This window comes from Bradyrhizobium neotropicale (assembly GCF_001641695.1).
Taxonomy (GTDB): Bacteria; Pseudomonadota; Alphaproteobacteria; order Rhizobiales; family Xanthobacteraceae; genus Bradyrhizobium; species Bradyrhizobium neotropicale.
This window is the reverse complement of record NZ_LSEF01000090.1, coordinates 191910-216709: the sequence shown is the minus strand read 5'-3', so window position 1 is coordinate 216709 and position 24800 is coordinate 191910. Positions and strand designations below refer to the sequence as shown.

Sequence of the window (24800 nt, the reverse complement as noted above, 5' to 3'; positions counted from 1 at the left end):
GCTCGCGCAACTGCCGCCGCAAGATCTTGCCTGACGGATTGCGCGGCAGCGCGGGCAGAAACTCGACGGTCTTCGGTGTCTTGTAGCCGGCGATGCGTTCGCGGGTGAAGTTGATGATGTCGGTTGAGGTCGCCTGCTTGCCCGGTTTCATCACGACGATCGCCTTCACGGCCTCGCCCCATTTGTCGTCGGGCACGCCGATCACGGCGGCTTCGGCGACGTCAGGGTGATCGCACAACGCGCTCTCGACCTCGGCCGGATAGATGTTCTCACCGCCGGAGATGATCATGTCCTTGATGCGGTCGTGGATGTAGAGATAGCCGTCCTCGTCCATGTAGCCGGCATCGCCGGTGCGTAGCCAGCCGTCGGAACGGAGCGTCGCAGCGGTCGCCTCGGGCAGGTTCCAGTAGCCCGCCATGTTCGAGCCGGAGCGTGTCGCAATCTCGCCGACTTGGCGCGGGGGCAGCGGCGTGCCGTCCGCGTCGAGGATCGCGATCTCGACACCCGGCAGCGCCTTGCCCGCCGAGCGCATCCGCTCCAGCCCTTCGATGTGATCTTCCGGCGGCAGCGCGACGATGGTGCCGGTGGTCTCGGTCATGCCATACATCTGCACGAAGCCGCATTTGAAGACCTCGATGCACTCCTTGAGCAGCGCCGCCGGAATCGGCGAGGCGCCATAGAGCATGTATTTCAGCCGCGAGAAGTCGACCGTCTTCGCACGCGGTTGGCGCACCACGAACTGCATCGCCGCCGGCACCATGAACAATTTCGTGATGCCTGATTGCTCGAAGAAGTCGAGCACCTTGGTCGGATCGAACTCGCGCGCGATCACGCCGCGTACACCGTGATAGAGACCCATCACGCCCCAGCCCGAGCCGCCGATGTGGAAGATCGGCATGGCGACCAGCGAGACGTCGTCGGTCGACCAGCGGTTCCACTCCGGCTTGTCCTCGGCATTGCCGGTCTGCACCAGATTGAGGAAGTTCGCATGCGACAGCATCGCGCCCTTCGGCTTGCCGGTCGTGCCGGATGTGTAGAGCTGGATCGCGACGTCCTTCGTACTGATCGGCACCCTGGGGTCGTCGCCGCTCTGCGCATCGCGCCAGGCGGTGAAATCCTGCCATTCCGGCGCGCCGCCTTCGGTGGAGATCACGGTGCGCACGTCCGCAAGCTTGTCCTTGATCTGGCGGACTTGTGCGATGAACTCGGGTCCCACGAACAGCACCGGCGCCTTGCAATCGGCGACGATGAAGGCGACCTCGGGCCCCGCGAGCCGCCAGTTCACCGGTGTCATCACCACGCCGGCCTTCATCGCACCCATCAGGAGCTCGAAATAGATGTCGCTGTTCTTGCCAAGATAGGCGATGCGTTCGCCTTTCTTGACGCCCATCGCGATGAGCGCATTCGCGACCTTGCTGGTCCTAGTGTCGAACTCGGCGAAGCTGGTGACGCGGCCCTCGAATTCATAGGCCGTGGCGTTGCCGCGGCTCCCGGCGCGCTCGCGCACCATATCGGCGAGATTCGCCAATGGCTGTGAGGTAGACATGTCTCTCCCGTGGCGTTTTGTTTTTATGCCGCGGAGTGTGGCGTCATCCGCGTGCAAAGACAATACGGAGGGGAGCGCTGCAGTTTCAACACGTTGTTCCGGCCTTCGCCGGGACGACGGTTGAAAGCTTCGGAGAACATGTCACCCCCGCGCAGCCCGATCCTTCTCGTTCTGCGCCATGATGCTCTCACGCGCCTGTTTCCAGTCGTCGTCGTTCCACTCTCGAAGCTGGTAGAAGTTGCCGCCCATCGCGAGCGCCTGCGCGCCGTCCATTGCGATGGTCTCGCCGTTGATCCAGTCGCAGCCGCCGGAGATCAGGAACACTGCGAGGTTCTGCAGCTCCTCCATGGTGCCGACGCGGCCCATCGGGTTCATCGCCTTGGTGCGCGCGCCGGCCTCGTCGCCGGGCTTGATGCGCTTGCTCATGCCCTCGGTCGGGATCTCGCCCGGTGCGATCGTGTTGAGGCGGATGCCGTATTTGCCCCATTCGGTCGCAAGCGACATCGTCATGGCGTGGATCGCAGACTTGCTCATGGCCGACGGCACCACGTAAGGCGAGCCGTTGCGCACCCACGTCACGGTGATCGAGACGACGTTGCCGGGCTGGCGCGCGGCGATCCAGCGCTTGCCGACAGCGTGCGTTACGTAGAACGTGCCGTGCATGACGATGTTGGCGACCGCATCGAAGCCGCGCGGCGAGAGCTCTTCGGTGCGCGAGATGAAATTGCCGGCGGCGTTGTTGATGAGATCGGTGAGCGGTGCCTCGCGAAAGATGTTCTCGACCATCTCCTCGACTGCGAGCGCGTTGCGGATGTCGACGCCGTGGCTGGTGACGCGACCGCCGTACTGATCCATCAATTCGGTCGCAGTCTCGTCGCAGACGATCTTGCGCCGGCCGCAGATGTGCACTTCGGCGCCGAGCTGGAGGAAGCGCGCCGCCATCGACTTGCCGAGACCCGTGCCGCCGCCGGTCACGAGGATGCGCCGGCCGGCCAGAAGATTTTCCTTGAACATGGCTGTTTCCCCCGTAGGGATTGTCAGTTAATTGGTCGATTGACTAAATCCGGCCGTCAGCTTCCTGTAAAGCGGCACCGAACAAGAACAGGGGAGAATTGATCCATGGAAGAGCGCGTCTCGATTTCGATCTCGGAAGGCGTTGCCGATGTCCGCCTGGTGCGCGCGGACAAGATGAACGCGCTGGATCAGGCGATGTTCGAGGCGCTGGTCGCCGCAACCGAGCGTCTTTCCAAGGAAAAAGGTGTGCGCGTAGTGGTGCTCTCCGGCGAAGGCCGCGCCTTCTGCGCCGGTCTCGACATGGGGCGTTTTGCCGCCATGAAGGAGAAGGGCGGCAACGGAATTCCGGGTGGCGAAAATCGCGACCTTACCGTGCGCACCCATGGCGAGGCGAATTTTCCGCAACAGGCGGTGTGGGGCTGGCGCCAGCTTCCGGTTCCGGTGATCGCGGCCGTGCACGGCGTTGCCTTCGGAGGCGGTTTCCAACTCGCGCTCGGCGCGGACATGCGCTTCGTCGCAGCCGATGCGCGAATGTCGGTGATGGAAATCAAATGGGGTCTCGTGCCCGACATGGCGGGCACGCCGATCCTGGCCTCGCTCGTGCGTGACGACATCCTGCGCGATCTCACCTACACCGGGCGCATCTTCTCCGCGCAGGAGGCGATGACTTACGGCCTCGCCACACGCATCTGCGATGATCCGCGCGCTAGCGCCCTTGAAGTCGCGCGCGAGATCGCGGGGAAAAGCCCCGACGCGATCCGCGCCGCGAAGCGGCTGCTGAACAATCTCTCGATCGATCCGGGCCCGGCGCTGCTCGCAGAATCCGTCGAGCAGCAGAAGCTGATCGGCAGTGCGAACCAGACCGAAGCGGTGCGTGCCAATCTCGAGAAGCGCGCGCCGCGGTTTGCGGATTAGCGCGGACCTCATCCCGAGGAGCCGCGAAACGGCGTCTCGGGGGATGGGCCACGGGCTCTCATGGTTCGAGACGGCGTTTCGCGCCTCCTCACCATGAGGGGCAACTCCAAACAACAAAGAAAAACAAAATGAGCGAAACGTCCAAATTTCTCGGCCTCGTCTCCGGCGATCGCCGCCGCGCCCATGCCGAGGTCGCAAGCCGCGCCGACCGCATCGCCTCCGGCCTTGCCAAGATCGGCGTCAGGCAAGGCGATTGCGTCTGCATGCTGATGCGCAACGACATCGCGTTCCTGGAGGCCGCCTACGCAGCGATGCGGCTGGGCGCCTATGGCGTCCCGATCAACTGGCACTTCAAGCCGGAGGAGATCAACTACATCCTCAAGGACTCCGGCACCTCCGTGCTGATCGCCCATGCCGACATGCTGCACGGCTTGCGCGATGTGATTCCGAAGGGTGTCACCGTGCTCAGCGTGCCGACACCGCCGGAGATCCTCATCACCTACAAGATCGATCCCGCTCATTTGGCGACACCGGATTTCGCGATCGATCTCGGGTCGTGGCTCGCGCAATTCCAGCCCTATGACGGTCCGGTCGTGCCGCAGCCCATGAACATGATCTACACCTCGGGCACGACCGGCCACCCCAAGGGCGTGCGGCGTCATGCGCCGACGCCCGAGCAGGCCGCCGCCGGCGAGCGCATGCGCGCGCTGATCTATGGGCTGAAGCCTGGTGCTCGTGCTTTGCTGCCCGGTCCGCTCTATCATTCCGCGCCAAACTCGTTCGGCATTCGCGCCGGCCGCCTCGGCGGCGCGCTGGTGCTGATGCCGCGCTTTGAGGCAGAGGAATTTCTGCAGCTCATCGAGCGCTTTGGGATCGACACCATCTTCATGGTGCCGACCATGTTCATCCGCCTGATGAAGCTGCCGGAGGACGTTCGCAGGAAATACGACGTCTCCTCGCTGCGCCACGTCATCCACGCCGCCGCGCCGTGCCCGGCGGACGTCAAGCGCGCCATGATCGACTGGTGGGGGCCGGTGATCTACGAATTCTACGGCTCGACCGAGTCCGGTGCCGTCACGTTCGCGACCTCCGAAGATGCGCTGAAGAAGCCCGGCACCGTCGGCAAGATCTCGCCCGGCGCGGAGCTCCGCTTCATCGGTGAGGACGGTCGCGTCCTGCCTGCTGGTGAGATCGGCGAGATCTATTCGCGCATGGCTGAGAACACCGACTTCACCTATCATAACAAGCCGGAGAAGCGCGCCGAGATCGACCGCGACGGTTTCATCACCTCCGGTGACGTCGGCTACATCGACGAGGACGGTTACGTCTTCATCTGCGACCGCAAGCGCGACATGGTGATCTCGGGCGGCGTCAACATCTATCCGGCCGAGATTGAATCAGTGCTGCACGCCGTGCCGGGCGTGCATGATTGCGCGGTGTTCGGTATCCCCGACGCCGAGTTCGGCGAGGCGCTCATGGCCGTGGTCGAGCCGCAACCCGGCATCACGCTCGATGCCGCCGACATCCGCGCGCGCCTCAAGGCCTCGCTCGCCGACTACAAGGTGCCCAAGCACATCGAAATCCGCACCGAGCTGCCGCGTGAAGACTCGGGCAAAATCTTCAAGCGCCGCCTGCGCGATCCCTATTGGGAGCAGGCGGGACGGAATATCTGACATTGCGCGCCTACCGGAGCTGTCTTCGCAGAGACAGAATTCGAGCTTATACAAATGGGGTCATTGACCGCGGATGATCCCATGGCTCCGGTTTCCCTCCTGCTTAACGTGCTCTGGATTCTCGTCGGCGGTGCCTGGATGGCGTTTGGCTGGCTGGCAGCTTCCGTCATCATGGCCATCACCATTGTCGGGCTGCCCTGGGCGCGGGCGGCGTTCAACATCGCGGTCTACACGCTCCTGCCGTTCGGCTCGAAAGCGGTGCGGCGCGACGAGGTCACCGGCGAGAGCGATATCGGCACCGGCCCGCTCGGAGTGCTCGGCAATATCATCTGGTTCCTGCTCGCTGGTTGGTGGCTGGCGCTCGGCCACGTCATTACTGCCGTGATCCTCGCGATCACCATCATCGGCATCCCCTTCGCATGGGCCCACCTGAAGCTCGCGGGCATCGCGCTTTGGCCGATCGGAAAGGTGATCGTGCCAGCTTAGCGTCGAAGGCACTGGATCCTGGCGTTCGCTGGGACGACGGTGGAGGAATTGGCCCAGCCCGACCCTCGGTGTGCACCGCCCCCAACTTCATCTTGCGCTGCGGTAAAAAACTTGCACACTCGGCTCCCCCGGGCAGCTTTGGGAGCGAGCAATGTCCCTCCAGACCGTACCATCCGATGCCGCCGACCAGCGCCCCAACCGTCCTGAGGACGCCCAGGCGATGGAGGCGGATGCGCGGCTGCGGGATGACATCCGCCTGCTCGGGCGCATCCTCGGCGATACCGTGCGCGACCAGGAGGGCGCCGACATGTTCGACCTGGTCGAGCGCATCCGGCAGACCTCGATCCGGTTCCACCGCGACGAGGACCGGGTTGCCCGCCGCGAGCTCGAACAGATCCTCGACAGCATGGCGACGACCGAGACGGTGCGGATCGTCCGCGCCTTCAGCTATTTCTCCCACCTCGCCAACATCGCCGAGGACCAGAACAACATCCGCCAGATGCGCGCCCGCGCGGCGGCCAAGGAGTCTGGATCGGGCGTGCTGGCAGAAACGCTGGCACATGCGAAGGACGCCGGTATCAGCGCCGAGGAGCTCCGCAGCTTCTTCAAGGGCGCCCTCGTCAGCCCGGTCCTGACCGCTCACCCGACCGAGGTCCGTCGCAAGAGCACCATGGACCGCGAGATGGAGATTGCAGCGTTGCTCGATCGCCGCGAGCGCCTCGCCATGACGGCGGAGGAGGCCGCGGCGAGTGATGAGCAGCTCCGCCGCGAGGTGCTGACGCTGTGGCAGACCAACCTCTTGCGCCGGACCAAGCTCACCGTGCTCGACGAGGTCGGCAACGGCCTGTCGTTCTACGACTACACCTTCCTCCGCGAGGTGCCGCGGCTCGTCAACGTGCTGGAGGACCGGCTGGAGGAAGGCGGCGAGCAGGCGGCAAGCGAGCTCGCCTCGTTCCTGCGCATGGGAAGCTGGATCGGCGGCGACCGCGACGGCAATCCCTTCGTCACCGCCGACGTGATGCGCGGCACGCTGCGGCTGCAGTCGAGCCGGGTCATGCAGTTCTATCTGAACGAGCTGCACGTGCTCGGCTCCGAGCTGTCGATCGCGGCGCATCTCGCCGACGTCTCCGAGGAGCTGCGCGCGCTCGCGGAACGCTCGCCGGATACCTCGCCGCACCGAAGCGGCGAGCCCTACCGCCTTGCCGTCTCCGGCATCTATGCCCGTCTCACCGCGACCGCCGAAAAACTGGAGGTCGAGATCACGCGCCGTCCGGTCGGCAAAGGTGCTCCTTACCAGAGCGTGAAGGAGCTGCAAGCCGATCTCGACGTGCTGCATCGCTCGCTGATCGCGAACAACGCTCGCGTCATCGCGCGTGGCCGGCTGCGGCTGCTTCGGCGCGCCGTGGATTGCTTCGGCTTCCACCTGGCGCGGCTCGACATCCGCCAGAACTCCGCTGTGCACGAGCGCACCATCGCCGAGTTGATGGATGCCGCGAACCCCGGCATGTCCTATCTCGCCCTCGGCGAGGAGGCGCGCATTTCACTGCTCACCAACGAATTGCGCAGCACCCGCTCGCTGGTCTCGCAATTCGTCAAATACAGTGACGAGACGATGGGTGAGCTCAACGTCTTCCACGCGGCCGCGGAGGCGCATGCGGCGTTCGGCTCGGACGCCATTCCCCAGTGCATCATCTCGATGTGCAAGGGCATGTCCGACATGCTCGAGGTCGCGGTGCTGCTCAAGGAGGTTGGCCTCGTCAATCCGTCGGGGCGCAGCGCCATCAATATCGTGCCGCTGTTCGAGACCATCGAGGACTTGCAGGCGTCCGGCGGCATCATGGATCGCATGCTGGCGCTGCACGATTACCGCCGTCTCGTCGACAGCCGCGGCGGCGTGCAGGAGGTCATGCTCGGCTATTCCGACAGCAACAAGGATGGCGGCTTCGTCACCTCGGGCTGGGAGCTCTACAAGGCCGAGATCGGCCTCGTCGAAGTGTTCGAGCGCCATGGTGTGCGTCTGCGCCTGTTCCATGGCCGCGGCGGCTCGGTCGGCCGCGGCGGCGGCCCGAGCTATGACGCGATCGTCGCGCAGCCCGGCGGGGCGGTGAACGGCCAGATCCGCATCACTGAGCAGGGCGAGATCATCTCGTCGAAATATTCCAACGCCGAAGTCGGCCGCAACAATCTGGAGATCCTCGCGGCCGCAACGCTGGAGGCGAGCCTGCTGCATCCGCGCCAGAGCGCGCCGCGGCGCGAATATCTGACCGCGATGGATGAGCTATCGAACCTCGCTTTCAAGGCCTATCGCGGTCTCGTCTACGAGACCGAGGGCTTCGTCGATTATTTCTGGGCCTCGACCGTGATCAACGAGATCGCGACCCTGAACATCGGCAGCCGCCCGGCCTCGCGCAAGAAGACCCGCGCCATCGAAGACCTGCGCGCCATCCCCTGGGTGTTCTCCTGGGCGCAGTGCCGCCTGATGCTGCCGGGCTGGTACGGTTTTGGCAGCGCGGTCGAGACCTGGATCGCCGAGCATCCCGACAAGGGCATGCCGTTCCTGAAAGAGCTTTACCGCGACTGGCCGTTCTTCCGCATGCTGCTGTCGAACATGGACATGGTGCTCGCCAAGAGCTCGATCGCGATCGCCTCGCGCTATGCCGAACTCGTGCCGGACGAAGCGTTGCGCGAAAAGATCTTCGGCCGCATCCGCCGGGAGTGGCATTCCTGCATCGAGACGCTGCTTGATATCATGGGTCAGGACCGGCTGCTCCAGGGCAACCCGCTGCTGGAGCGCTCGGTGCGCCACCGCTTCCCCTATCTCGATCCGCTCAACCACGTGCAGGTGGAGCTCCTGAAGGAGCACCGCGCGAAGACCCCCGACGAGCAGGTGCTGCGCGGCATTCAGCTCACGATCAACGGCATCTCGGCGGGGCTGAGGAATACGGGGTAGGCAGCACGCTGGCTCGTCATGGCCGGGCTTGACCCGGCCATCCGCGTGCCGCCGCAATCGCGAACGGGCGTGGATGCCCGGGTCAAGCCCGGGCATGACGATCGTCTCTGCGCCTCACGGCTTCATTGCGCCTTGCACACTCGTGTAGACGGCATAGAGCGATGTCGAGCCGCAGATGTAAAGCCTGTTTCGCTGCTGACCGCCGAAGCACAGATTCGCAACTGTTTCTGGAATATGAATCTTGCCCAGCAACTCGCCCGATGGCGTATAACAGCGCACGCCGTCCTCGTTCGGATCGCCCCAGCCCACCGAACACCAGACCCGTCCTTCGGTGTCACAGCGGACGCCGTCGGTGATGCTCGGCTTTGGCATCTCTGCAAAGACCTTGCTGTTCGACACCTTCCCCGCCGCCACGTCGAGGTCGAACACGCGGATGTGAGATGGATTGTCCGGCCCATCCGTGAAGCCGGTGTCGATGACATAAAGCTTCTTCTCGTCAGGCGACAGGGCGATGCCGTTGGGTTCAACGAAGTCATCGATAACAACCTTGACGTCCCCCGATTTCGGGTCGACCCGGTAGACGTTCTTCTTCTCCTGCTCGGGCTCGGCCTTGATCCCTTCATAGAAGCCGCCGATGCCGTAGGCGGGGTCGGTGAACCAGATCGCGCCATCGGCAGTGACGACCGCATCGTTCGGCGAGTTCAGCCGCTTGCCATTGAATTTGTCGGCAATAATTGTCACCGAGCCGTCGAGTTCAGTCCGCGTCACGCGCCGGCCGCTGTGCTCGCAAGTGATCAGGCGTCCTTCGCGATCGATGGTGTTGCCGTTCGAGTTCATCGAGGGCTGACGGTAGACGCTGAGGTGACCGTCATCCTCCGAGAAACGCATGATGCGGTTGTTCGGAATGTCGCTGAACAACATGTATCGCCCGGCCGCGAAATACACCGGTCCCTCGGCCCAGCGGAAGCCGGTTGCGACGCGCTCAACGGCCATCGTGCCGGCGAAGGCCGGAAAACCGGAGGGCCCGAATGTTGGCGGCCCCTTCTTGGCGGATTCCAGATGAGAGTCCGGGTAGCGGCTGCCGGGCAGGGGTCCCAGGGGCAATGGCGCCGTCGATCGCGTCGGAGTGCCCGTCTGGCCCAATGGCGCGACGGTGGCTGCCAGGGCTGCGTTCATGGTGACGCCCGTCGCAGCTACCGCAGCCGCCGCACCCTTCAACAGGGTGCGGCGCGCGAGAGAGGGCTCACTGGTGTCGGCGGAGATGGTCAGTGGTTTTGTCATAGTCTCCTCCCAATTTCTTGTTGGAAGGAAAACAATCCGCCCGCATTCGGGCGTAATGCGGGCGATCTCCGGCCGGACAACCGGAGATCGCAGCGCAGCAATGGCTGGGATCCCTCTAGACGGGATCCCAGGTGAAGATATCGGCCGAGCGGTCGAGCTTGTAGAACGAGCCCTTCAATGCCGGCATCGCATGTTCCGCGATCGACTGCGGCGTCCAGCCGTCGCTGCTCTGCACCGAGCGCAGCGGACGGTTCTGGCTGAACAGGAAGATCTCGTTCATGCGCACGCCGAAGATCTGCCCGGTGACGTCCTTGGCGGCATCGGAGAGCAGATAGGCGCAGACCGGCGCGATCTTCTCTGGTCCCATCTGCTTGATCTTCTCGACGCGCGCCTTCTCGGCGTCGGTCTCGGTCGGAATGGTGCCGATCATGCGGGTCCAGGCGAAGGGCGAGACGCAATTGGAACGGACGTTGAAGCGTCCCATGTCGAGTGCAATCGACTTCGACAGGCCGACGATGCCGAGCTTGGCGGCCGCGTAGTTGGCCTGGCCGAAATTGCCGATCAGGCCCGAGGTCGAGGTGAAGTGCACGAAGGAGCCGCTCTCCTGCTCGCGGAAAATGCGCGCCGCGGCGTGAGAGACGTAGAACGAGCCCATCAGATGCACCTTGATGACGGCCTCGAACGCTTCCACGCTCATCTTGTGGAAGATCATGTCGCGCAGGATGCCGGCATTGTTGACGACGCCGTCGAGCCGGCCGAAATGATCGGTCGCGGACTTGACGATCTTGCTCGCGGGGATCGCTTCCGCCACCGACTCGAAGTTGGCGACCGCAGTGCCGCCGCGCTTCTTGATCTCCTCGACCACTTCCTCGGCGGGCGCAGCGTTCGAACCGGCGCCGTCGGCGGCACCACCGGGATCGTTGACGACGACCTTGGCGCCTTCCGCGGCGCAGAGCAGCGCGATCTCGCGGCCGATGCCGCGGCCTGCGCCGGTGACGATGATGACCTTGTCTTGCAGTGATTTTGTCATGTGAGTTCTCCGATCGATCCGGTGCTTCTTACCTCGCCCCCTTGCGGGGAGAGGTCGAATTCGAGCAAAGCTCGAATTCGGGTGAGGGGGACTCTCCGCGAGTCCGAGTGTGTGGAAGCGGCCCCCCAACCCTCTCCCCGTAAGAACGGGGAGAGGGAGAGGCGGCAGCTCGCATCACCTCTCGTTCGTAAACACGATCGTGCCACTCGCGGCGAACATGCCGCCGACGCCGTGGCACACCGAAATCTTCGCGTTCTGCACCTGCGCCGGCGCAATGCCGCGCATCTGGCGCACGCTCTCCTGAAGGGCGTACATGCCATACATGCCCGAATGCATGTAGGAGAGGCCGCCGCCATTGGTGTTGAGCGGCAGCTTGCCGCCGGGCCGCGTGTTGCCGTCGGCGATGAATTTTCCGGTCTCCTCGTACGGCATGAAGCCGAGGTCGCCGAGGCCGAACAGCGGCAGATGCGCGAACGCATCATAGATCATGAGATGGTCGACATCCCTGTGCGCAATGCCGGCCTCCTTGAAGGCGAGGGGGCCTGCGACCTTGAAGGCGCGCGAGGAGTTGAACGTCTCCATCTGGCTGACCATCGGCGTCTCGACGCTCTCGCCGGTGCCCTTGATGTAGACGGGCTTCCGCGGAAAGTCCTTGGCGCGGTCAGCCGAGGTCAGGATCAGCGCGCCGCCGCCGTCGGTGACGAGGCAGCACTGCAGCAGCCGGAACGGATAGGCGATCATGCGCGAGTTGAGGACGTCGGCGACCGTGATCGGGTCCTTCATCATCGCCCGCGGATTCTTCGCCGCCCATTCCCGCTGCACCACGGCGACCGACGCAAGCTGCTCATGGGTGACGCCGTAGGTCTTCATGAAGCGCAGCACGGGGATCGGAAACATGCTGGGCGGGCCGTAGACGCCGAACGGCGCCTCGAACTGGCCCTGCAGGCTGTCGGCAGGGATCGAGCGGGGCGCCTTGCCGATCATCGACTTGCCGCTCTCGGCATGGGTGATCAGTACGGTCTTGCACAGACCGGCCTCGATCGCCGCGGCGGCATGGCGGACGTGCAGCATGAACGAGCAGCCGCCGACCGAGGTGCCATCGACCCAGGTCGGCTTGATGCCGAGATAATGGCAGACCTGCTGCGGTGTTTCGACCGCGGTGGCGAAGCCGTCGATGTCGGACAGTTTCAGCCCGGCATCGGCAATGGCATTGAGCGCAGCATCCGCGTGAAGCTGGAGCTGCGACATGTTGGGGATGACGCCGAGTTCGGTACTCTCGGCCGCGCCGACGACGGCAACCTGGTTCCTGCGCATGGCCTATCCCTTCGCCGGACGGAACACGGGGAGGGTGATCTTGTCGTCGAGCTTCTCGAAGGCGACCTCGAGCTTCATGTCGAGTTCGAGCGCCTCCGGCGTCTGCGGACAGTCGATGATGTTGCTCATCATCCGCGGCCCCTCGGCAAGCTCGACCACCGCGATCGCGTAAGGCGGCGTGAAACCGGGCGCGGCCGGGCGGTGGTTGATCACGTAGCTGTAGAGAAAGCCCTTGCCGCTCGCCTTGAAGACCGAGACCTTGCGCGAGGCGCAGGACGGGCAGAACGGGCGCGGCGGGAAGTAGACGTGTGCGCAGGCGTCGCAGCGCTGCAGGCGCAGTTCGCCCGCCTTCGTGCCGTCCCAGAAATGTTGGGTCTCCGGCGTCGGTTTCGGTCGCGCGCGCTGCGGTTCGGCCATGTCGGCAGGTCCTCCCGAGGTACAGGCTTCAACCTTGCCCGTTTCGATCTTGATGCGACAATTGACTATGGCGCGTCAACGGTCCAGCAACGCGCGCGCATGCCATCATGCGCACAGTGCTTGTGTCGAACTGAGCCAGCGCGATAGATTGCGCACACCAATATTCCGTGAGACAGACATGCCCAATTTCCCGACAGTGGCAAAGCTAGCCGACGACCTCGAAAGCGGCCGCACGACCTCCCGCAAGCTGGTCGAGGACTGTATCGCCAGGATTGCCGATCCGGCCGGCGAGGGTCCGCGCGCCTTCATCCATGTCGACAAGGACGCGGCGCTCGCGACCGCCGACGCGATGGATGCCTTGCGCAAGGCCAAGGCTGCGCCGTCGCGTTATGCCGGTATCCCGATCTCGATCAAGGATCTCTTCGACATCAAGGGCCAAACGACGCGCGCCGGCTCCCGCGCGCTCGACGATTCCGATCCGGCGGAGCACGACGCGGCGGCGGTCGGGCGGCTGCGCAGCGCCGGCTTCGTGCTGATCGGACGAACCAACATGACCGAGTTCGCCTACTCCGGCATTGGCATCAATCCGCACTATGGCACGCCGAAGGGCGCCTGGAATCGGGCCGCGGGCCACGTGCCGGGCGGCTCATCCTCCGGCGCGGCGGTGTCCGTGCTGGACGGCATGGCGCATGGCGCGCTCGGCACCGACACCGGTGGCTCCTGCAGGATTCCCGCCGCGTACAACGGCATTGTCGGCTACAAGCCGACGCAGCGTCGCGTTCCGCTCGACGGCGCGGTGCCGCTATCGTTCTCGCTCGACAGCATCGGGCCACTGGCGCGATCGGTCAGTTGCTGTGCCATACTCGATGCGGTGCTAGCGAACGAGCCCGTCGTTGCGTTGAAGCCGCGTTCCGTGAAGGGCATGCGGCTGGCGGTGCCGACCACGATCGCACTTGACGATCTCGACGGCCCCGTGGCCGCGACGTTCGAGCGCGCGTTGAAGACACTCGCCGATCATGGCGCCATCATCGAGCGGATCGAGATGGCTGAGTTCCACGACATCGGCCCCATGAACGCCAAGGGCGGCTTTGCCGCGGCCGAAAGTTTCGCCTGGCACCGCTATCTCATCACGGCCAAGGGCGACGTCTACGATCCCCGCGTCTTCATGCGCATCATGCGCGGCGAGGCGCAGAGCGCGGCCGACTATATCGATCTCCTCAACGAGCGCCGCTCGCTGATCGCGCGCGTCAATGCGCGCATTGCGCCCTATGACGCGCTGGTGCTGCCGACCACCGCCAACACGCCGCCGAAGATCGCCGATCTCACTGAGGACAAGGCGTTCACCACCGCGAACCTGCGCGCCTTGCGCAATTGCACCCTGATCAACATGATCGACGGCTGCGCCATCTCCCTGCCGGCGCACCGCGAGGGTGACGTGCCGGTCGGGCTGATGCTGGCGGGCTGGGGCGGATCGGATCGCCGCATTTTCGAACTTGCTGCTGGCATGGAGGCCGTGATCCGTGTTTGATTTGACTTTCACCGTAGATGCCCAGGACGCGACAACCCCTCTGACGCTTGCGATCGACCAGGCCGTCATCGCCGGCTGGACCGGCCGCGATCCCGTCGCCCGCGACAAGCATATCGCCGAGCTCGAGGCGGTCGGCATCGCACGGCCGGCCTCGACGCCGATCTACTACCGTGTCTCGGCGCGCAGGCTGACAATGGAAGACAGCATCGAATGCTGCGGCGACGATTCCAGCGGCGAGGTCGAGTTCGTGCTGATCGGCTGGCAGGGCCGCATCTTCGTCGGTTGCGGTTCCGACCACACCGACCGCAAGGTCGAGGCCTATAACGTCACGGTCTCGAAGCAGATGTGCGACAAGGTGGTCGCGCCGGTGTTGTGGGAGCTTGAGGAGGTCGTCGATCACTGGGACAAGATGATCCTGCGCTCCTACGCCTGGATCAACGGCGAGCGCGTGCTCTACCAGGAGGGCACGCTGGAGGCGATGCTGCCGGTCGATGACCTGATCGCGCGTGGCTTCGAGGGCAAGACGCTGCCCGACGGCTGCGCCATGTTCGGCGGCACGTTTGCGGCCAAGGGCGGCATCCGCCCCGCCGACCGGTTCGAGTTCGAGCTGGAGGATCCCGTGCTGAAGCGGACGATCAAGCATGGGTATGACGTGATCACGCTGCCGGTGCTGGGCTAGGTTCCGTCCGGAAATCGGGTGGCCGGTCCAGCGCGGATTTGCGACACCAAGTTCCGTCATTCCGGGGCGCGACGAAGTCGCGAGCCCGGAATCCATAACCACGATCGGGAGTATGGACTCCGGGCTCGCGCCCAAGTGGGCGCGCCCCGGAATGACGGAAGTTGAGAGGACAATCGCTATGGCAATCGCAAGACGCGCTGCCGCTACCGACCATGAGGCGACCGACCTCGCCGCCCGCGTCGACGCCCTCGACTGGGTCCAAATCACCGACGAACTCGACGCCCAGGGCTGCGCCGTCCTGAAGGACCTGCTCACGCCGGACGAATGCCGCACCATTGCCGCGCTCTATCCGGACGATGCACACTTCCGCAGCCGCATCGTCATGGGAAGCCACGGTTTTGGCCGCGGCGAGTACAAATATTTCGCCTATCCGCTGCCGGACTTGATCGCGCAATTGCGGCCCGCCCTGTATGCGCATCTGCAGGGCGTCGCCAATCGCTGGAACGAGGCGATGGGGATCGACATCCGCTATCCCGCGGCGCATTCGGTGTTCCTCAAGCGATGTCATGAGGCGGGCCAGAGCCGGCCGACGCCGCTGCTGCTGCAATACGAGGCCGGCGATTACAACTGCCTGCATCAGGATCTCTATGGCGAGCATGTGTTCCCGATCCAGGTCGCGTTCCTGCTCTCCGAGCCGGGCCGCGATTTCACCGGCGGTGAGTTCGTGCTGACCGAGCAGCGCCCGCGCATGCAATCCCGGGCAGAGGTGGTGCCGGTGTCGCAAGGCGACGCGGTCGCCTTCGCCGTGCATCATCGTCCGGTGCAGGGGACACGCGGCACCTATCGCGTTAATCTGCGCCATGGCGTCAGCCGGATTCGCTCGGGACAACGCCACACGCTGGGTGTGATCTTTCATGATGCCAAGTAAGCATGCCAGGTAAACATGCCGAGCGAGCGCAGCTATTGACGGGGGACCTGTTCGACAACGTTGCCGAAGCGCAGCCGCCGCGCGAGGAGATCGCGGAAGGGGCGGTGCTGCTGCGCGGCTTCGCCAAGCCGATCGAGAGCGAGCTGATTGCGGCGGTGCGCGCGATCGTGGTGCAGGCGCCGTTCCGCCGGATGACCACGCCGGGTGGCTATCAGATGTCCGTGGCAATGACGAATTGCGGCGAGTGCGGCTGGATCACCGATCACACCGGCTACCGCTACGATCCGATCGATCCGCGATCCGACGTGCCATGGCCCGCGATGCCGCCCCAGTTCCGCGATCTGGCCCGCCGCGCGGCGGAGCAGGGCGGTTTCGCCGGCTTTGCGCCCGATGCGTGCCTCGTCAATCGCTACGAGCCCGGCACGCGGCTGTCGCTGCATCAGGACAAGGACGAGCTGGACTACTCCGCGCCGATCGTCTCGGTCTCGCTCGGGCTGCCGGCGATCTTCCTGTTTGGCGGCATGGCCCGCAGCGACAAGACGCGCCGCTTCCGGCTCGTGCACGGCGATGTCGTGGTCTGGGGCGGACCGTCCCGGCTCGCCTATCACGGCGTCGCGCCGCTCGCCGACGGCGAGCACACGCTGCTCGGCCGGCAACGCATCAATCTGACGTTCCGCAGGACGCGGTGATCTGTCCCTCATTCTGAGGAGCGCGCTCGCGCGCGTCTCGAAGGATGAGAAGGCCGAGATGCTAGACTTGGCCTTCATGGTTCTCCCGGCGATGCGCAGCATCGTCCGGAGACGGCGCTACGCGCCTCCTCACCATGAGGAGCTACGGCTTCGGCGGGTGAATGAACGCCCAGGGGCTGACTTCGGAGTCCCGCGGCACCTCGACCGAGATCAGATACGGTCCGCCATGGGCCAGCGCCTTCTCCAGCGCCGCCTTGAAATGATCAGGCGAGGTCACACGCGCAGCAGCCATGCCGAAGGACTCCGCGAGCTTAACGAAATCCGGATTGACCAGATCCGATGCCACCACGCGGCCGTCAAAACGCTCGCGCTGGTCGCGGCGGACATTGCCATAGGCGTTGTTGTTGAACACCAGCGTCACCACGCCGATGTTGAACTGCACGGCGGTGGAAAGCTCCTGCACGCCGAACATGAAGCCGCCGTCGCCGGTGATCGCCACCACCGGCTTGTCGGGGTTGGCGACCTTGGCCCCGAGCGCAGTCGGAAAGCCCGAGCCGAGCGTGCCCTGATAGCCCGAGGTGATGAAGGTGCGCGGCTCGTAGATCGGAAAGCCGTACCAGGAGGCGAAGCCGACCTGCGACAACTCATCGGTCACGATCGCGTTTGCCGGCAGCACCTCGCGCAGGATGTTGAGATACGCCATCTGCGGCTGGATGCGCTGGATCTCGTCTTGCGCCGACGCGGTGGCCTCGCGGATCGCGGTACGACGGCCAGCGGTCTTGCTGTAGCCGGCCTTGCGCACGGCGGCGGCGAGATCGGCCGTTGCGGCCTTGGCATCGGCGATGATGGCCGCATCCGAGGCGAAGCGCCGCATCTCGACCGGATCGATGTCGATGCGGATGCCCTTCAACCCGTCGGGGCGATAGGGCCAGCGCGACATCGTCGGCAGCTCCAGCCGCGAGCCGATGCCGATCATGAGGTCGGTGTTCGGCCACAGCTTGTAGGCGGCGGCCATGGTCAGGCCGAGCTCGTGCGCGTTGGAGACGATGCCGCGCCCGCTGCGGAACGCGACGACAGGCGCATCGATCATCTCGGCGAGCTCGAGGATTTCTTCGCGCGCGTCGATCGCGCCGCTGCCGACGAAGATCATCGGCGCCTTGCTCGCCTTGATCAGCGCTGCGGCCTGCTTCACGAGATCAGGATCGGGCTGCGGTGCGGGCAGGGGTTCCAGCACCTTTGCGGCGGCGGTGTCCGCGCGCTGCGTGAAGACGTCCCAGGGCATTTCAACCGAAACAGGGCCGCGCCGTCCGGACATCATCTCCTGGAAGGCGCGCGCCACGACCGTCGGCGCATTGCCGGGATATTCGATCCGCTCCGCCCATTTCACATAGGTGCGCAAGGTCGCAAGCTGGTCCGGCATCTCGTGCAGATGACCGCGGCCCTTGCCCAGAAATTGCGTCGGCACCTGGCCGGTGACGCACAGCACCGGCTCGTTGCAGCCGAACGCGGTGAGCAGCGCCGCGCTGGCGTTGAGCACGCCGGGACCGGGCACCACGCTGAACACGCCCGGCCTGCCGCTGGAGCGCGCATAGCCGAACGCCATGTAGCCGCAGGCCTGCTCGTGCCGCGCGCCGATCACCTTGAGCTGAGCCTGGTGGAAGGCGTCGAACAGGCCATAGACCTGCGCGCCGGGCAGGCCGAACACGGTGTCGACGCCATGGGCGACAAGGCCGCTTACGATTGCTTCGCCGCCGCTGAGAGTGGTCATTGCACTATTCCACTTCGATTGTTGATCAGGCCTCGTCGACGACGCCGTTGCGCAAGCACCCGATGCCTTCCGCCTCGATCTCGATGATGTCGCCCGGCTTCAGGTAGCGCGGCGGATCGAACCGCGCGCCGGCGCCGGTCGGCGTGCCCGTGACGATGATGTCGCCGGGAACGAGGGTCGCGAAGGTCGAGATATAGTTGATGAGATAGCGGAATGGAAACATCAGCCGGCTGGTGCGGTCGTCCTGCCGCAGCTCGCCGTTGACGTGCGTGGTCAGGCGAATGTCGGCAATCTGCGATTCCTGCGTGTAGGGCACGAGCCACGGGCCGAGGCTGCCGCTGGAGTCGAAGTTCTTGCCCTGCGTGACGTTGAACTTGGCGTGGCGCAGCCAGTCGCGCACGGAGCCTTCATTGCACAGGGTCAACGCCGCGATGTGGTCGAGCGCTGTGCTTTCCGGGATGTGCCGTCCGGCCTTGCCGATCACCAGCACGATCTCGCCCTCGTAGTCGAGCTGCGCCGAGGCGCGCGGGCGCACCAGCGGCGTGTCGTGGCCGACGAAGGAGCGCGGCGACCGCATGAACATGCTCGGATATTTCGGCGCGTCCTGCCCGTCCTTGTATTCGGCATTGCGGTCGGGATAGTTGACGCCGATGCAGATGATTTTTTCCGGCGCGGGCACCGGCGGAAGCCAGGCGATGTCGCCGATTGCGTGGTCCGGCGTGCGGCTGGCGGCTTCCTCTGCGAGGCTCGCGAGCTTTCCCGCCGCGATCACATCGCGCAGCGTCGGATAATCCTTTGCGTGGCGCGCCGAGAGATCGACGATGCCGCCGTCGATGACGGCGCCATATCGGGTCGTGCCCTTGAGGGAATAGGTGGCGAGGCGAGGCAGCGTCATTAGTCTGCCACCAGCACGTCGGCCACGAATTTCGGCTCGCGCACGGTCTGGCCCGTGAAGGGCGAGCCCTGCTCGAACCAGGAGCGCGGGGCGGGTGCGCCCCACAGCGTCTGGCGGCGCGGATCGCGCAGCGACCAGCGCAGCGGCTCGTGGTCATGATCGCCGGTGAAATAGTCGCTGGTATAGAGCTCCAGCCGATGGCCGTCGGGATCGCGGACATACAGGAAGAACGCGTTCGAGATGCCGTGGCGTCCGGGGCCGCGCTCGATGTTCTTGACGTAGCCCGCAGAGGCCATGACGTCGCAGAGATGGATGATGTTCATCGCCGTCGGCGTCCAATAGGCGAAGTGATGCAGCCGCGGACCCTTGCCGTTGGTGATGGCGAAGTCGTGAACGTTGCCCTTGCGATGCATCCAGGCGGCGGCGATGCGGCCATTCGGGCCGTCCTCCTCGGCATATTCGGTGAGACGGAAGCCGAGCCGCGCGTAGAAGTCGACGGTGTCCTGAACTTCGGCGGCAAAGACGTTGAAATGGTCGAGCCGCTGCGGGTGGCAGCCCCTGTAGAGGTCGTAGCGGCGGAGCAGATGCGGCCGCCGGTCCATCGAGGCATAAAGCTCGATCTGGAAGCCGAAGGGATCGGTGAATTGCAGCGTGCGGCCCTGGAACGGCTGGTCGACGAAGGCATAGCTGAGGCCGTTCTCGGAGAGGAACGCCGCCGCCTTGTCGAGGTCCTTGTCATTGCCGAGCTTGAAGCCGAGCCGGTTGCAGGCCGGCACCGCTGCTTTCCGCAGCACCAGCGAATGATGCTGACGCTCCTCTGCGGCGCGCAGGTAGACGACGTTGTCGTCGGCATCCTCGACATGCAGGCCGACGGTGGTCTCGTAGAACTCGCGGCTGAGCTTCAGGTCGGTCACGTCGAGCACGGCGTGGCTCGAGCGGATGATGTTGAACGGCGGCTCGAAGACGTGTTGTGGTACGGGCATTGCGTTTCCCCTCTCGGCTCGTCATCCCGGGATGGCCCGAAGGGCCAGGCCCGGGATCCATAACCCCGGCTGGTGGTTATGGATTCCGGACTCGCGACTTCGTCGCGCTCCGGAATGACAGTTTCCCTAGATTCCCAGCTTCTGAATCTTGTGCGTGCCTCGCGCGAGCGAGACGTGTTTGGTTTCCATGTAGAAGTCGAACGAATAGTCGCCGCCGTCGCGGCCGATGCCTGATGCCTTCATGCCGCCGAACGGCGTCGGCAGATGGCGGACGTTTTCCGAGTTCAGCCAGATCATCCCGGCTTCGAGTGCATCCGCAACGCGCAGCGCGCGGCCCATGTCGTTGGTCCAGACATAGCCGGTGAGGCCATAGCGGATGTCGTTGGCGATCTCGACGGCGTCCGCTTCGTCGCGGAACGGCAGCACGGTGAGGAAGGGGCCGAACACCTCCTCCTGCGCGACGCGCATCTTGCCATGCGCGCCGGTCACCAGCGTCGGCTCGACGTAGTGGCCGCCGCCTGGACCGTCATAGGCCTTGCCGCCAGCAGCGATCACCGCGCCATCCTGGCGCGCGACGTCGAAATAGGAGCAGACCTTGGCCAGATGCCGCTCATGGATCAGCGGTCCGATCTCGGTTGCGGGATCGAGGGGATGGCCGACCGTCAGCGCCTTCACGCGCGCCGCCAGTTTCTCGATGAACTTGTCCGCGATGCTCGCCTGGATCAGCAGGCGGCTGGAGGATGTGCAGCGCTCGCCGTTGAGCGAGTAGATCATGAAGACGACGGCATCGAGCGCACGGTCGAGGTCGGCGTCGTCGAACACGATCACCGGATTCTTGCCGCCGAGCTCGAAATGCACGCGCTTCAAGGTGGGCGCGCCCTGCTTCATGATCGCAGATCCCGTCGCGCTCTCGCCGACGAAGCCGATCGCCTTGATCGCGGGGTGTTCGGTCAGCGCCTTGCCGGCCTCTTCGCCAAAGCCGTGCACGGTGTTGAGCACGCCGTCGGGAACGCCGGCCTGCTTGACAAGCTTCGACAGGATATCCGCGGTCACCGGCGACCATTCGGCCGGCTTGTGCACGACGGTGCAGCCGGCCGCGAGGGCAGGGGCGATCTTCCAGGTCGAGAGCATGAACGGCGTGTTCCAAGGCGTGATCACGCCGACGGGGCCGATCGGCACGCGGGTGGAGACGTTCCAGTGCTCATCGCTCGGCGTGTTGAGGCCGTCGCGCGCCTCGGCGCATTTGTCGGCGAAGAAGCGGAAGTTTTCGGCAGCGCGGACCGCGGCCTTGGCCATGAAGCGATAGGCCTGGCCGGTGTCGATGCATTCGAGCACGGCGATATCGTCGGCATTGTCCTCGATCGCATCGGCAACCCGGTGCAGCAGCTTGCGCCGCATCGCAGGTCCCATGTCGCGCCAGGACTTGAAGGCAAGCGCGGCAGCCGTTGCCGCGCGATCGATGTCTTCGGCATTGCCACGGGCGACGCTTGCGAGCGTCGTGCCGTCGACGGGCGATTTCGTCTCAAACGTCTCGCCGGAGATCGAAGCGACGGTCTTGCCGTCGATCATGTGGCCGATGCCGTCGCCGCGCAGCTTCTTCAGTAGCGGCGCGACGCGGTCGCGGTTGGCCTGGAACAGATCGGCTTTCGGCGTAGGCTTATCCATGGGCGGCCTCCACTTTCAGGGCGTCGTGGATGTTGTTGCGCTTCCAGCTCGTCTCCTTGTCGTTGATCTGCATGTCGAACGACAGAGCGAATTTGCTGGCGGTGAAAACGGAATCGAGATGATTGGAGAGCGCGTTGAAGACGTGCTCACCGGCCCTCTTGCGGGTGGCGAGATCGCGGCCCTCGCCGATGCGCAGAACCATGTCGAGAAAGCCGTAATCCTGCCGGGCATCCGCGATCGCGTAGTGCTCGCATTTGATGGCGCGGACGCGGAGGCCGCCGAGCGGGAAGATTCCGGTCTCGACCGCCGCCTTGCGCACGACCTCGCACACCGCGCTCATGTCGAGACGGCTGTCGAGATTGGCCGAATATTCGATCGTGAAATGCGGCATGGCGGTTTCACTCCCTGTCTTCCTTGTTCGTCAGGCGAAGTAGCAGCTCACCGAGCCATAGGCGCCATAGTCGGCCTGAATTGTGTCGCCCTTGCGGGTCTCGATCGGGCGGATGAAGGAGCCGGCGAGCACGACCTGGCCGGGCTCCAGCGCAAGGCCCAGCGGCGCGATCTTGTTGGCAAGCCAGGCGACCGCAGTTGCAGGATGATTGAGCACGCCGGCGGCGAGTCCGGTTTCCTCCAGCTGGCCATTCTTGAAGCAGAGCGCGCCGATCCAGCGCAGGTCGGTCTCCAAGGGGCGGATCGGCCGCCCGCCGAGCACGATGCCTGCATTCGCCGCATTGTCGGCGATGGTGTCGAAAATCTTGCGCGTCGCCTTGGTCTGGGGATCGACGCGCTCGATCCGCGTGTCCAAAATCTCCAGCGCAGGTACGACGAAGTCGGTGGCATTGAGCACATCGAACATGGTGCAGTCGGGGCCCGAGAGGCGTTTGCTCATGATGAAGGCGAGCTCGGCTTCCACACGCGTGGCGATGAAGCGCTCGGTCGGGACGAGGCCGCCGTCGGCAAAGAACATGTCGTCGAGCAGCACGCCGGAATCCGGCTCGTCGATGTTGAGCGCGCTCTGCATCGCCTTCGAGGTCAGGCCGATCTTGTGGCCTTTGACGATGCGGCCCTCTTTGAGCTTGAGATCGACCCAGGTCTTCTGAATCGCGTAAGCATCACTGATGGTGATACCGGGGAAATCCTGCGAGAGCTGCCGAATCTGCGTACGGGTCTTCTCCGCCTGATGCAGACGGTTCGCGCAAGCTTGGATATCGTCGTTGGAAAGCGCCATCTGTGATCTTACAAATCGTGGTGCCGGGAGATACTTAACATGTTAAGTGAATGCGTCAAACAGAATTCTGCTTTGTTGCACTGCAAACATTTTGCGGTTTGAAGGCGGGGTGTCATGGCGAGAAGATCTGCTGAACCTGCGAACGGAAGCGCGCCTGCCGCACGGCAGGTGCCGATGCGCGACTTCTCGCGCTCGCTGCCGATGTCGCTGCTCCGGGCCCGCGAGGCGGTGATGCGGCAGTTCCGCCCCTCGCTGCGCCAGCACGGTCTCACCGAGCAGCAATGGCGCATCCTGCGGGCGCTCGCCGCCATCGAGACCGTCGAGGTCACGGAACTGGCGCGCACGGCGTTTCTCTTGGGACCCAGCCTGTCGCGCATCCTGCGCGATCTCGAGGCGCGGCAATTGATCGAGCGCAGGACGGCGAAGACGGATCAGCGCCGCAGCATGGTCTCGATCTCCGAGAAGGGGGTGAAGCTGATGGCCTCGGTCGCGCCGAGTTCGGAAGCCATCTACGCGGAGATCACGCGGCGCTACGGAGTGCGCAAGCTTGCCGAATTGCAGGAGATGCTCGGCGAACTCGAACAGAGTCTCGCAGGGCTTGGTGCGAGCGAGGAGGCAATAGCCGAGGAGTGAAAGCAGATATGCGCGCCCGCGGCGCGACAGCCATGGACATTCACGCGCTTTTTCGCTCAAAGTGCCGCCCAAGCCGATCCGTGCAAAATCGGCGGCGGGACGGCTCATGCCGTATCAGGCGCGGCCTCCGCTGGGAACAAGGTTGAGGCAAATAGAGGTAAGCATCAGAGGGCTATGAGCTGAGACAATTTCGCCATTGCGAAAGCGTCGGCTCCGGGGCAATCCAGAATCTCGCAAGCGGAGAGATTCCGGATTATTTCGCGCCGCTCGCAACTGACGGCGGCATTGGCCAACAAGGAAGGAAGGCAACGTGGCGAACAAAGTCAAAGAAATCTGGAAGTCGGGCAAGGCCGTGGTCAACGCGTGGCTCGCGATTCCCTCCGGCTTCTCGGCCGAGATGATCGCGCAGTGCGGCTTCGACAGCGTCACTGTCGACATGCAGCATGGCGTGCAGGACTATCTGTCGATGGTTCAGTGCTTCCAGGCCATGGACAAGCACCCGATTACCCCGATGGTGCGTGTGCCCTGGAACGAGCCCGGCATCATCGGCAAGGTGCTCGACGGCGGCGCCTATGGCGTGATCTGCCCGATGGTCAACACGCCGCAGGAAGCGCGGAACCTCGTCTCCTATGCCAAATATCCGCCGAAGGGCGTGCGCTCCAATGGACCGATCCGCGCCGGCATGTACGGCACCGCGGGCTCCTACCAGAAGACCGCGAACGACGAGATCGTGCTGCTGCCGATGATGGAGACCAGGACCGCGGTCGAGAACATGGAAGCGATCCTCGACGTCGAGGGCATCGATGGCGTCTATATCGGCCCGTCCGACCTCGGCTTCTCCTACGGGCTCGAGCCGAAGCTCGACCGTACCGAGCCGGAGATCCTCGCGATCTACGAGAAGATCATCAAGGAGTGCGGCAAGCGTGGCCTCAATCCGGGCATCCATTGCAGCGGCGCGGAAGGCGCGGCGCGCGCGATCAGCATGGGCTTCAAGCTGGTGACGCTCTCGAACGAGGTCGGCCTGATGACGACCTACGCCAAGATGCAGGTCAGCCAGACCCGGAAGGATTCTGCCGGCAAGGCTTGATTACTCTCTCCTCTCCCTCTCCCCGCTTTTGCGGGGAGAGGGTTGGGGTGAGGGGCCTCTCTCAACACGCACTGAACTAACGATCGAGCGC

General features: G+C 64.6%; 22 protein-coding genes. 10 read left to right on the top strand and 12 right to left on the bottom strand.

Annotated elements, in window-relative coordinates; all coding sequences use genetic code 11:
• The coding region (locus AXW67_RS30050) for a fatty acid--CoA ligase (RefSeq protein WP_063680970.1) at positions 1 to 1546 on the bottom strand (1546 nt) is incomplete at its 3' end.
• 141 nt (positions 1547 to 1687) lie between these two features.
• A complete protein-coding gene (locus AXW67_RS30045; RefSeq protein ID WP_063680802.1) occupies positions 1688 to 2560 on the bottom strand; it encodes an SDR family oxidoreductase in 873 nt (290 codons plus the stop codon).
• Positions 2561 to 2665: 105 nt separating this feature from the next.
• Here AXW67_RS30045 and AXW67_RS30040 point away from each other — a divergent pair, with 105 nt between their 5' ends.
• The 4 genes from AXW67_RS30040 to ppc all read left to right on the top strand — a co-directional run bounded on the left by AXW67_RS30040 (position 2666) and on the right by ppc (position 8584).
• Complete coding sequence (locus AXW67_RS30040) at positions 2666 to 3475, top strand: crotonase/enoyl-CoA hydratase family protein (protein WP_063680801.1); 810 nt, start codon at positions 2666 to 2668, stop codon at positions 3473 to 3475.
• Positions 3476 to 3603: 128 nt separating this feature from the next.
• On the top strand, positions 3604 to 5148 hold the full coding sequence (locus tag AXW67_RS30035) for an acyl-CoA synthetase (RefSeq protein ID WP_063680800.1): 1545 nt from the start codon (positions 3604 to 3606) through the stop codon (positions 5146 to 5148).
• 81 nt (positions 5149 to 5229) lie between these two features.
• Positions 5230 to 5634 carry a YccF domain-containing protein gene (locus AXW67_RS30030; protein ID WP_027550363.1) on the top strand — a complete coding sequence of 135 codons (405 nt, stop codon included), beginning with the start codon at positions 5230 to 5232 and terminating at the stop codon, positions 5632 to 5634.
• A 151-nt stretch (positions 5635 to 5785) separates the two neighbouring features.
• Positions 5786 to 8584: a phosphoenolpyruvate carboxylase gene (gene ppc / locus AXW67_RS30025; RefSeq protein ID WP_027550364.1), complete on the top strand. Its 2799-nt coding sequence runs from the start codon at positions 5786 to 5788 to the stop codon at positions 8582 to 8584.
• Positions 8585 to 8698: 114 nt separating this feature from the next.
• On the opposite strand, the gene AXW67_RS30020 is transcribed toward ppc, so the two are convergent.
• The 4 genes from AXW67_RS30020 to AXW67_RS30005 all read right to left on the bottom strand — a co-directional run bounded on the left by AXW67_RS30020 (position 8699) and on the right by AXW67_RS30005 (position 12626).
• Complete coding sequence (locus AXW67_RS30020; protein WP_063680799.1) at positions 8699 to 9865, bottom strand: SMP-30/gluconolactonase/LRE family protein; 1167 nt, start codon at positions 9863 to 9865, stop codon at positions 8699 to 8701.
• A gap of 115 nt (positions 9866 to 9980) precedes the next feature.
• Positions 9981 to 10895 (bottom strand): SDR family oxidoreductase, encoded by a 915-nt coding sequence (locus AXW67_RS30015; protein ID WP_063680798.1) that lies wholly within the window; start codon positions 10893 to 10895, stop codon positions 9981 to 9983.
• 174 nt (positions 10896 to 11069) lie between these two features.
• A complete protein-coding gene (locus AXW67_RS30010) occupies positions 11070 to 12209 on the bottom strand; it encodes a thiolase C-terminal domain-containing protein (protein ID WP_063680797.1) in 1140 nt (379 codons plus the stop codon).
• Between the two features lie 3 nt (positions 12210 to 12212).
• Positions 12213 to 12626, bottom strand: a complete 414-nt coding sequence (locus tag AXW67_RS30005; RefSeq protein WP_027550368.1) for a Zn-ribbon domain-containing OB-fold protein — start codon at positions 12624 to 12626, stop codon at positions 12213 to 12215.
• Positions 12627 to 12804: 178 nt separating this feature from the next.
• Between AXW67_RS30005 and AXW67_RS30000 the strand changes: the two genes are divergently transcribed.
• The 4 genes from AXW67_RS30000 to alkB all read left to right on the top strand — a co-directional run bounded on the left by AXW67_RS30000 (position 12805) and on the right by alkB (position 16450).
• Positions 12805 to 14154, top strand: coding sequence for an amidase (locus AXW67_RS30000; protein ID WP_063680796.1), 1350 nt, complete (start codon positions 12805 to 12807; stop codon positions 14152 to 14154).
• A complete protein-coding gene (locus tag AXW67_RS29995; RefSeq protein ID WP_063680795.1) occupies positions 14147 to 14833 on the top strand; it encodes a DUF2848 domain-containing protein in 687 nt (228 codons plus the stop codon). The genes AXW67_RS30000 and AXW67_RS29995 overlap by 8 nt, the downstream gene beginning before the upstream one ends.
• A gap of 178 nt (positions 14834 to 15011) precedes the next feature.
• Positions 15012 to 15761: a 2OG-Fe(II) oxygenase gene (locus AXW67_RS29990; RefSeq protein WP_063680794.1), complete on the top strand. Its 750-nt coding sequence runs from the start codon at positions 15012 to 15014 to the stop codon at positions 15759 to 15761.
• Between the two features lie 35 nt (positions 15762 to 15796).
• Complete coding sequence (gene alkB / locus AXW67_RS29985; protein WP_063680793.1) at positions 15797 to 16450, top strand: DNA oxidative demethylase AlkB; 654 nt, start codon at positions 15797 to 15799, stop codon at positions 16448 to 16450.
• 142 nt (positions 16451 to 16592) lie between these two features.
• Here the strand turns inward: alkB and AXW67_RS29980 are convergent, their stop codons facing one another.
• The 6 genes from AXW67_RS29980 to hpaH form a co-directional block, all read right to left on the bottom strand.
• On the bottom strand, positions 16593 to 18218 hold the full coding sequence (locus AXW67_RS29980; protein ID WP_063680792.1) for a thiamine pyrophosphate-dependent enzyme: 1626 nt from the start codon (positions 18216 to 18218) through the stop codon (positions 16593 to 16595).
• Between the two features lie 25 nt (positions 18219 to 18243).
• Positions 18244 to 19113 carry a fumarylacetoacetate hydrolase family protein gene (locus AXW67_RS29975; RefSeq protein ID WP_063680791.1) on the bottom strand — a complete coding sequence of 290 codons (870 nt, stop codon included), beginning with the start codon at positions 19111 to 19113 and terminating at the stop codon, positions 18244 to 18246.
• Positions 19113 to 20096 carry a 3,4-dihydroxyphenylacetate 2,3-dioxygenase gene (hpaD, locus tag AXW67_RS29970; RefSeq protein ID WP_027550375.1) on the bottom strand — a complete coding sequence of 328 codons (984 nt, stop codon included), beginning with the start codon at positions 20094 to 20096 and terminating at the stop codon, positions 19113 to 19115. Before hpaD ends, AXW67_RS29975 begins: the two co-directional genes overlap by 1 nt.
• A 126-nt stretch (positions 20097 to 20222) precedes the next feature.
• Complete coding sequence (gene hpaE, locus AXW67_RS29965) at positions 20223 to 21761, bottom strand: 5-carboxymethyl-2-hydroxymuconate semialdehyde dehydrogenase (protein WP_063680790.1); 1539 nt, start codon at positions 21759 to 21761, stop codon at positions 20223 to 20225.
• The gene (locus tag AXW67_RS29960) at positions 21754 to 22152 is read right to left on the bottom strand and encodes a 5-carboxymethyl-2-hydroxymuconate Delta-isomerase (protein ID WP_063680789.1); all 399 of its coding nucleotides are present in this window, start codon (positions 22150 to 22152) and stop codon (positions 21754 to 21756) included. The genes hpaE and AXW67_RS29960 overlap by 8 nt, the downstream gene beginning before the upstream one ends.
• A 30-nt stretch (positions 22153 to 22182) precedes the next feature.
• On the bottom strand, positions 22183 to 22989 hold the full coding sequence (gene hpaH, locus AXW67_RS29955) for a 2-oxo-hept-4-ene-1,7-dioate hydratase (protein ID WP_063680788.1): 807 nt from the start codon (positions 22987 to 22989) through the stop codon (positions 22183 to 22185).
• A 114-nt stretch (positions 22990 to 23103) separates the two neighbouring features.
• Between hpaH and hpaR the strand changes: the two genes are divergently transcribed.
• Both hpaR and AXW67_RS29945 read left to right on the top strand, forming a co-directional pair.
• Complete coding sequence (hpaR, locus tag AXW67_RS29950) at positions 23104 to 23622, top strand: homoprotocatechuate degradation operon regulator HpaR (protein WP_063680787.1); 519 nt, start codon at positions 23104 to 23106, stop codon at positions 23620 to 23622.
• Between the two features lie 310 nt (positions 23623 to 23932).
• The gene (locus AXW67_RS29945; protein WP_063680786.1) at positions 23933 to 24709 is read left to right on the top strand and encodes an HpcH/HpaI aldolase family protein; all 777 of its coding nucleotides are present in this window, start codon (positions 23933 to 23935) and stop codon (positions 24707 to 24709) included.
• The last annotated feature ends 91 nt before the right edge of the window (positions 24710 to 24800 follow it).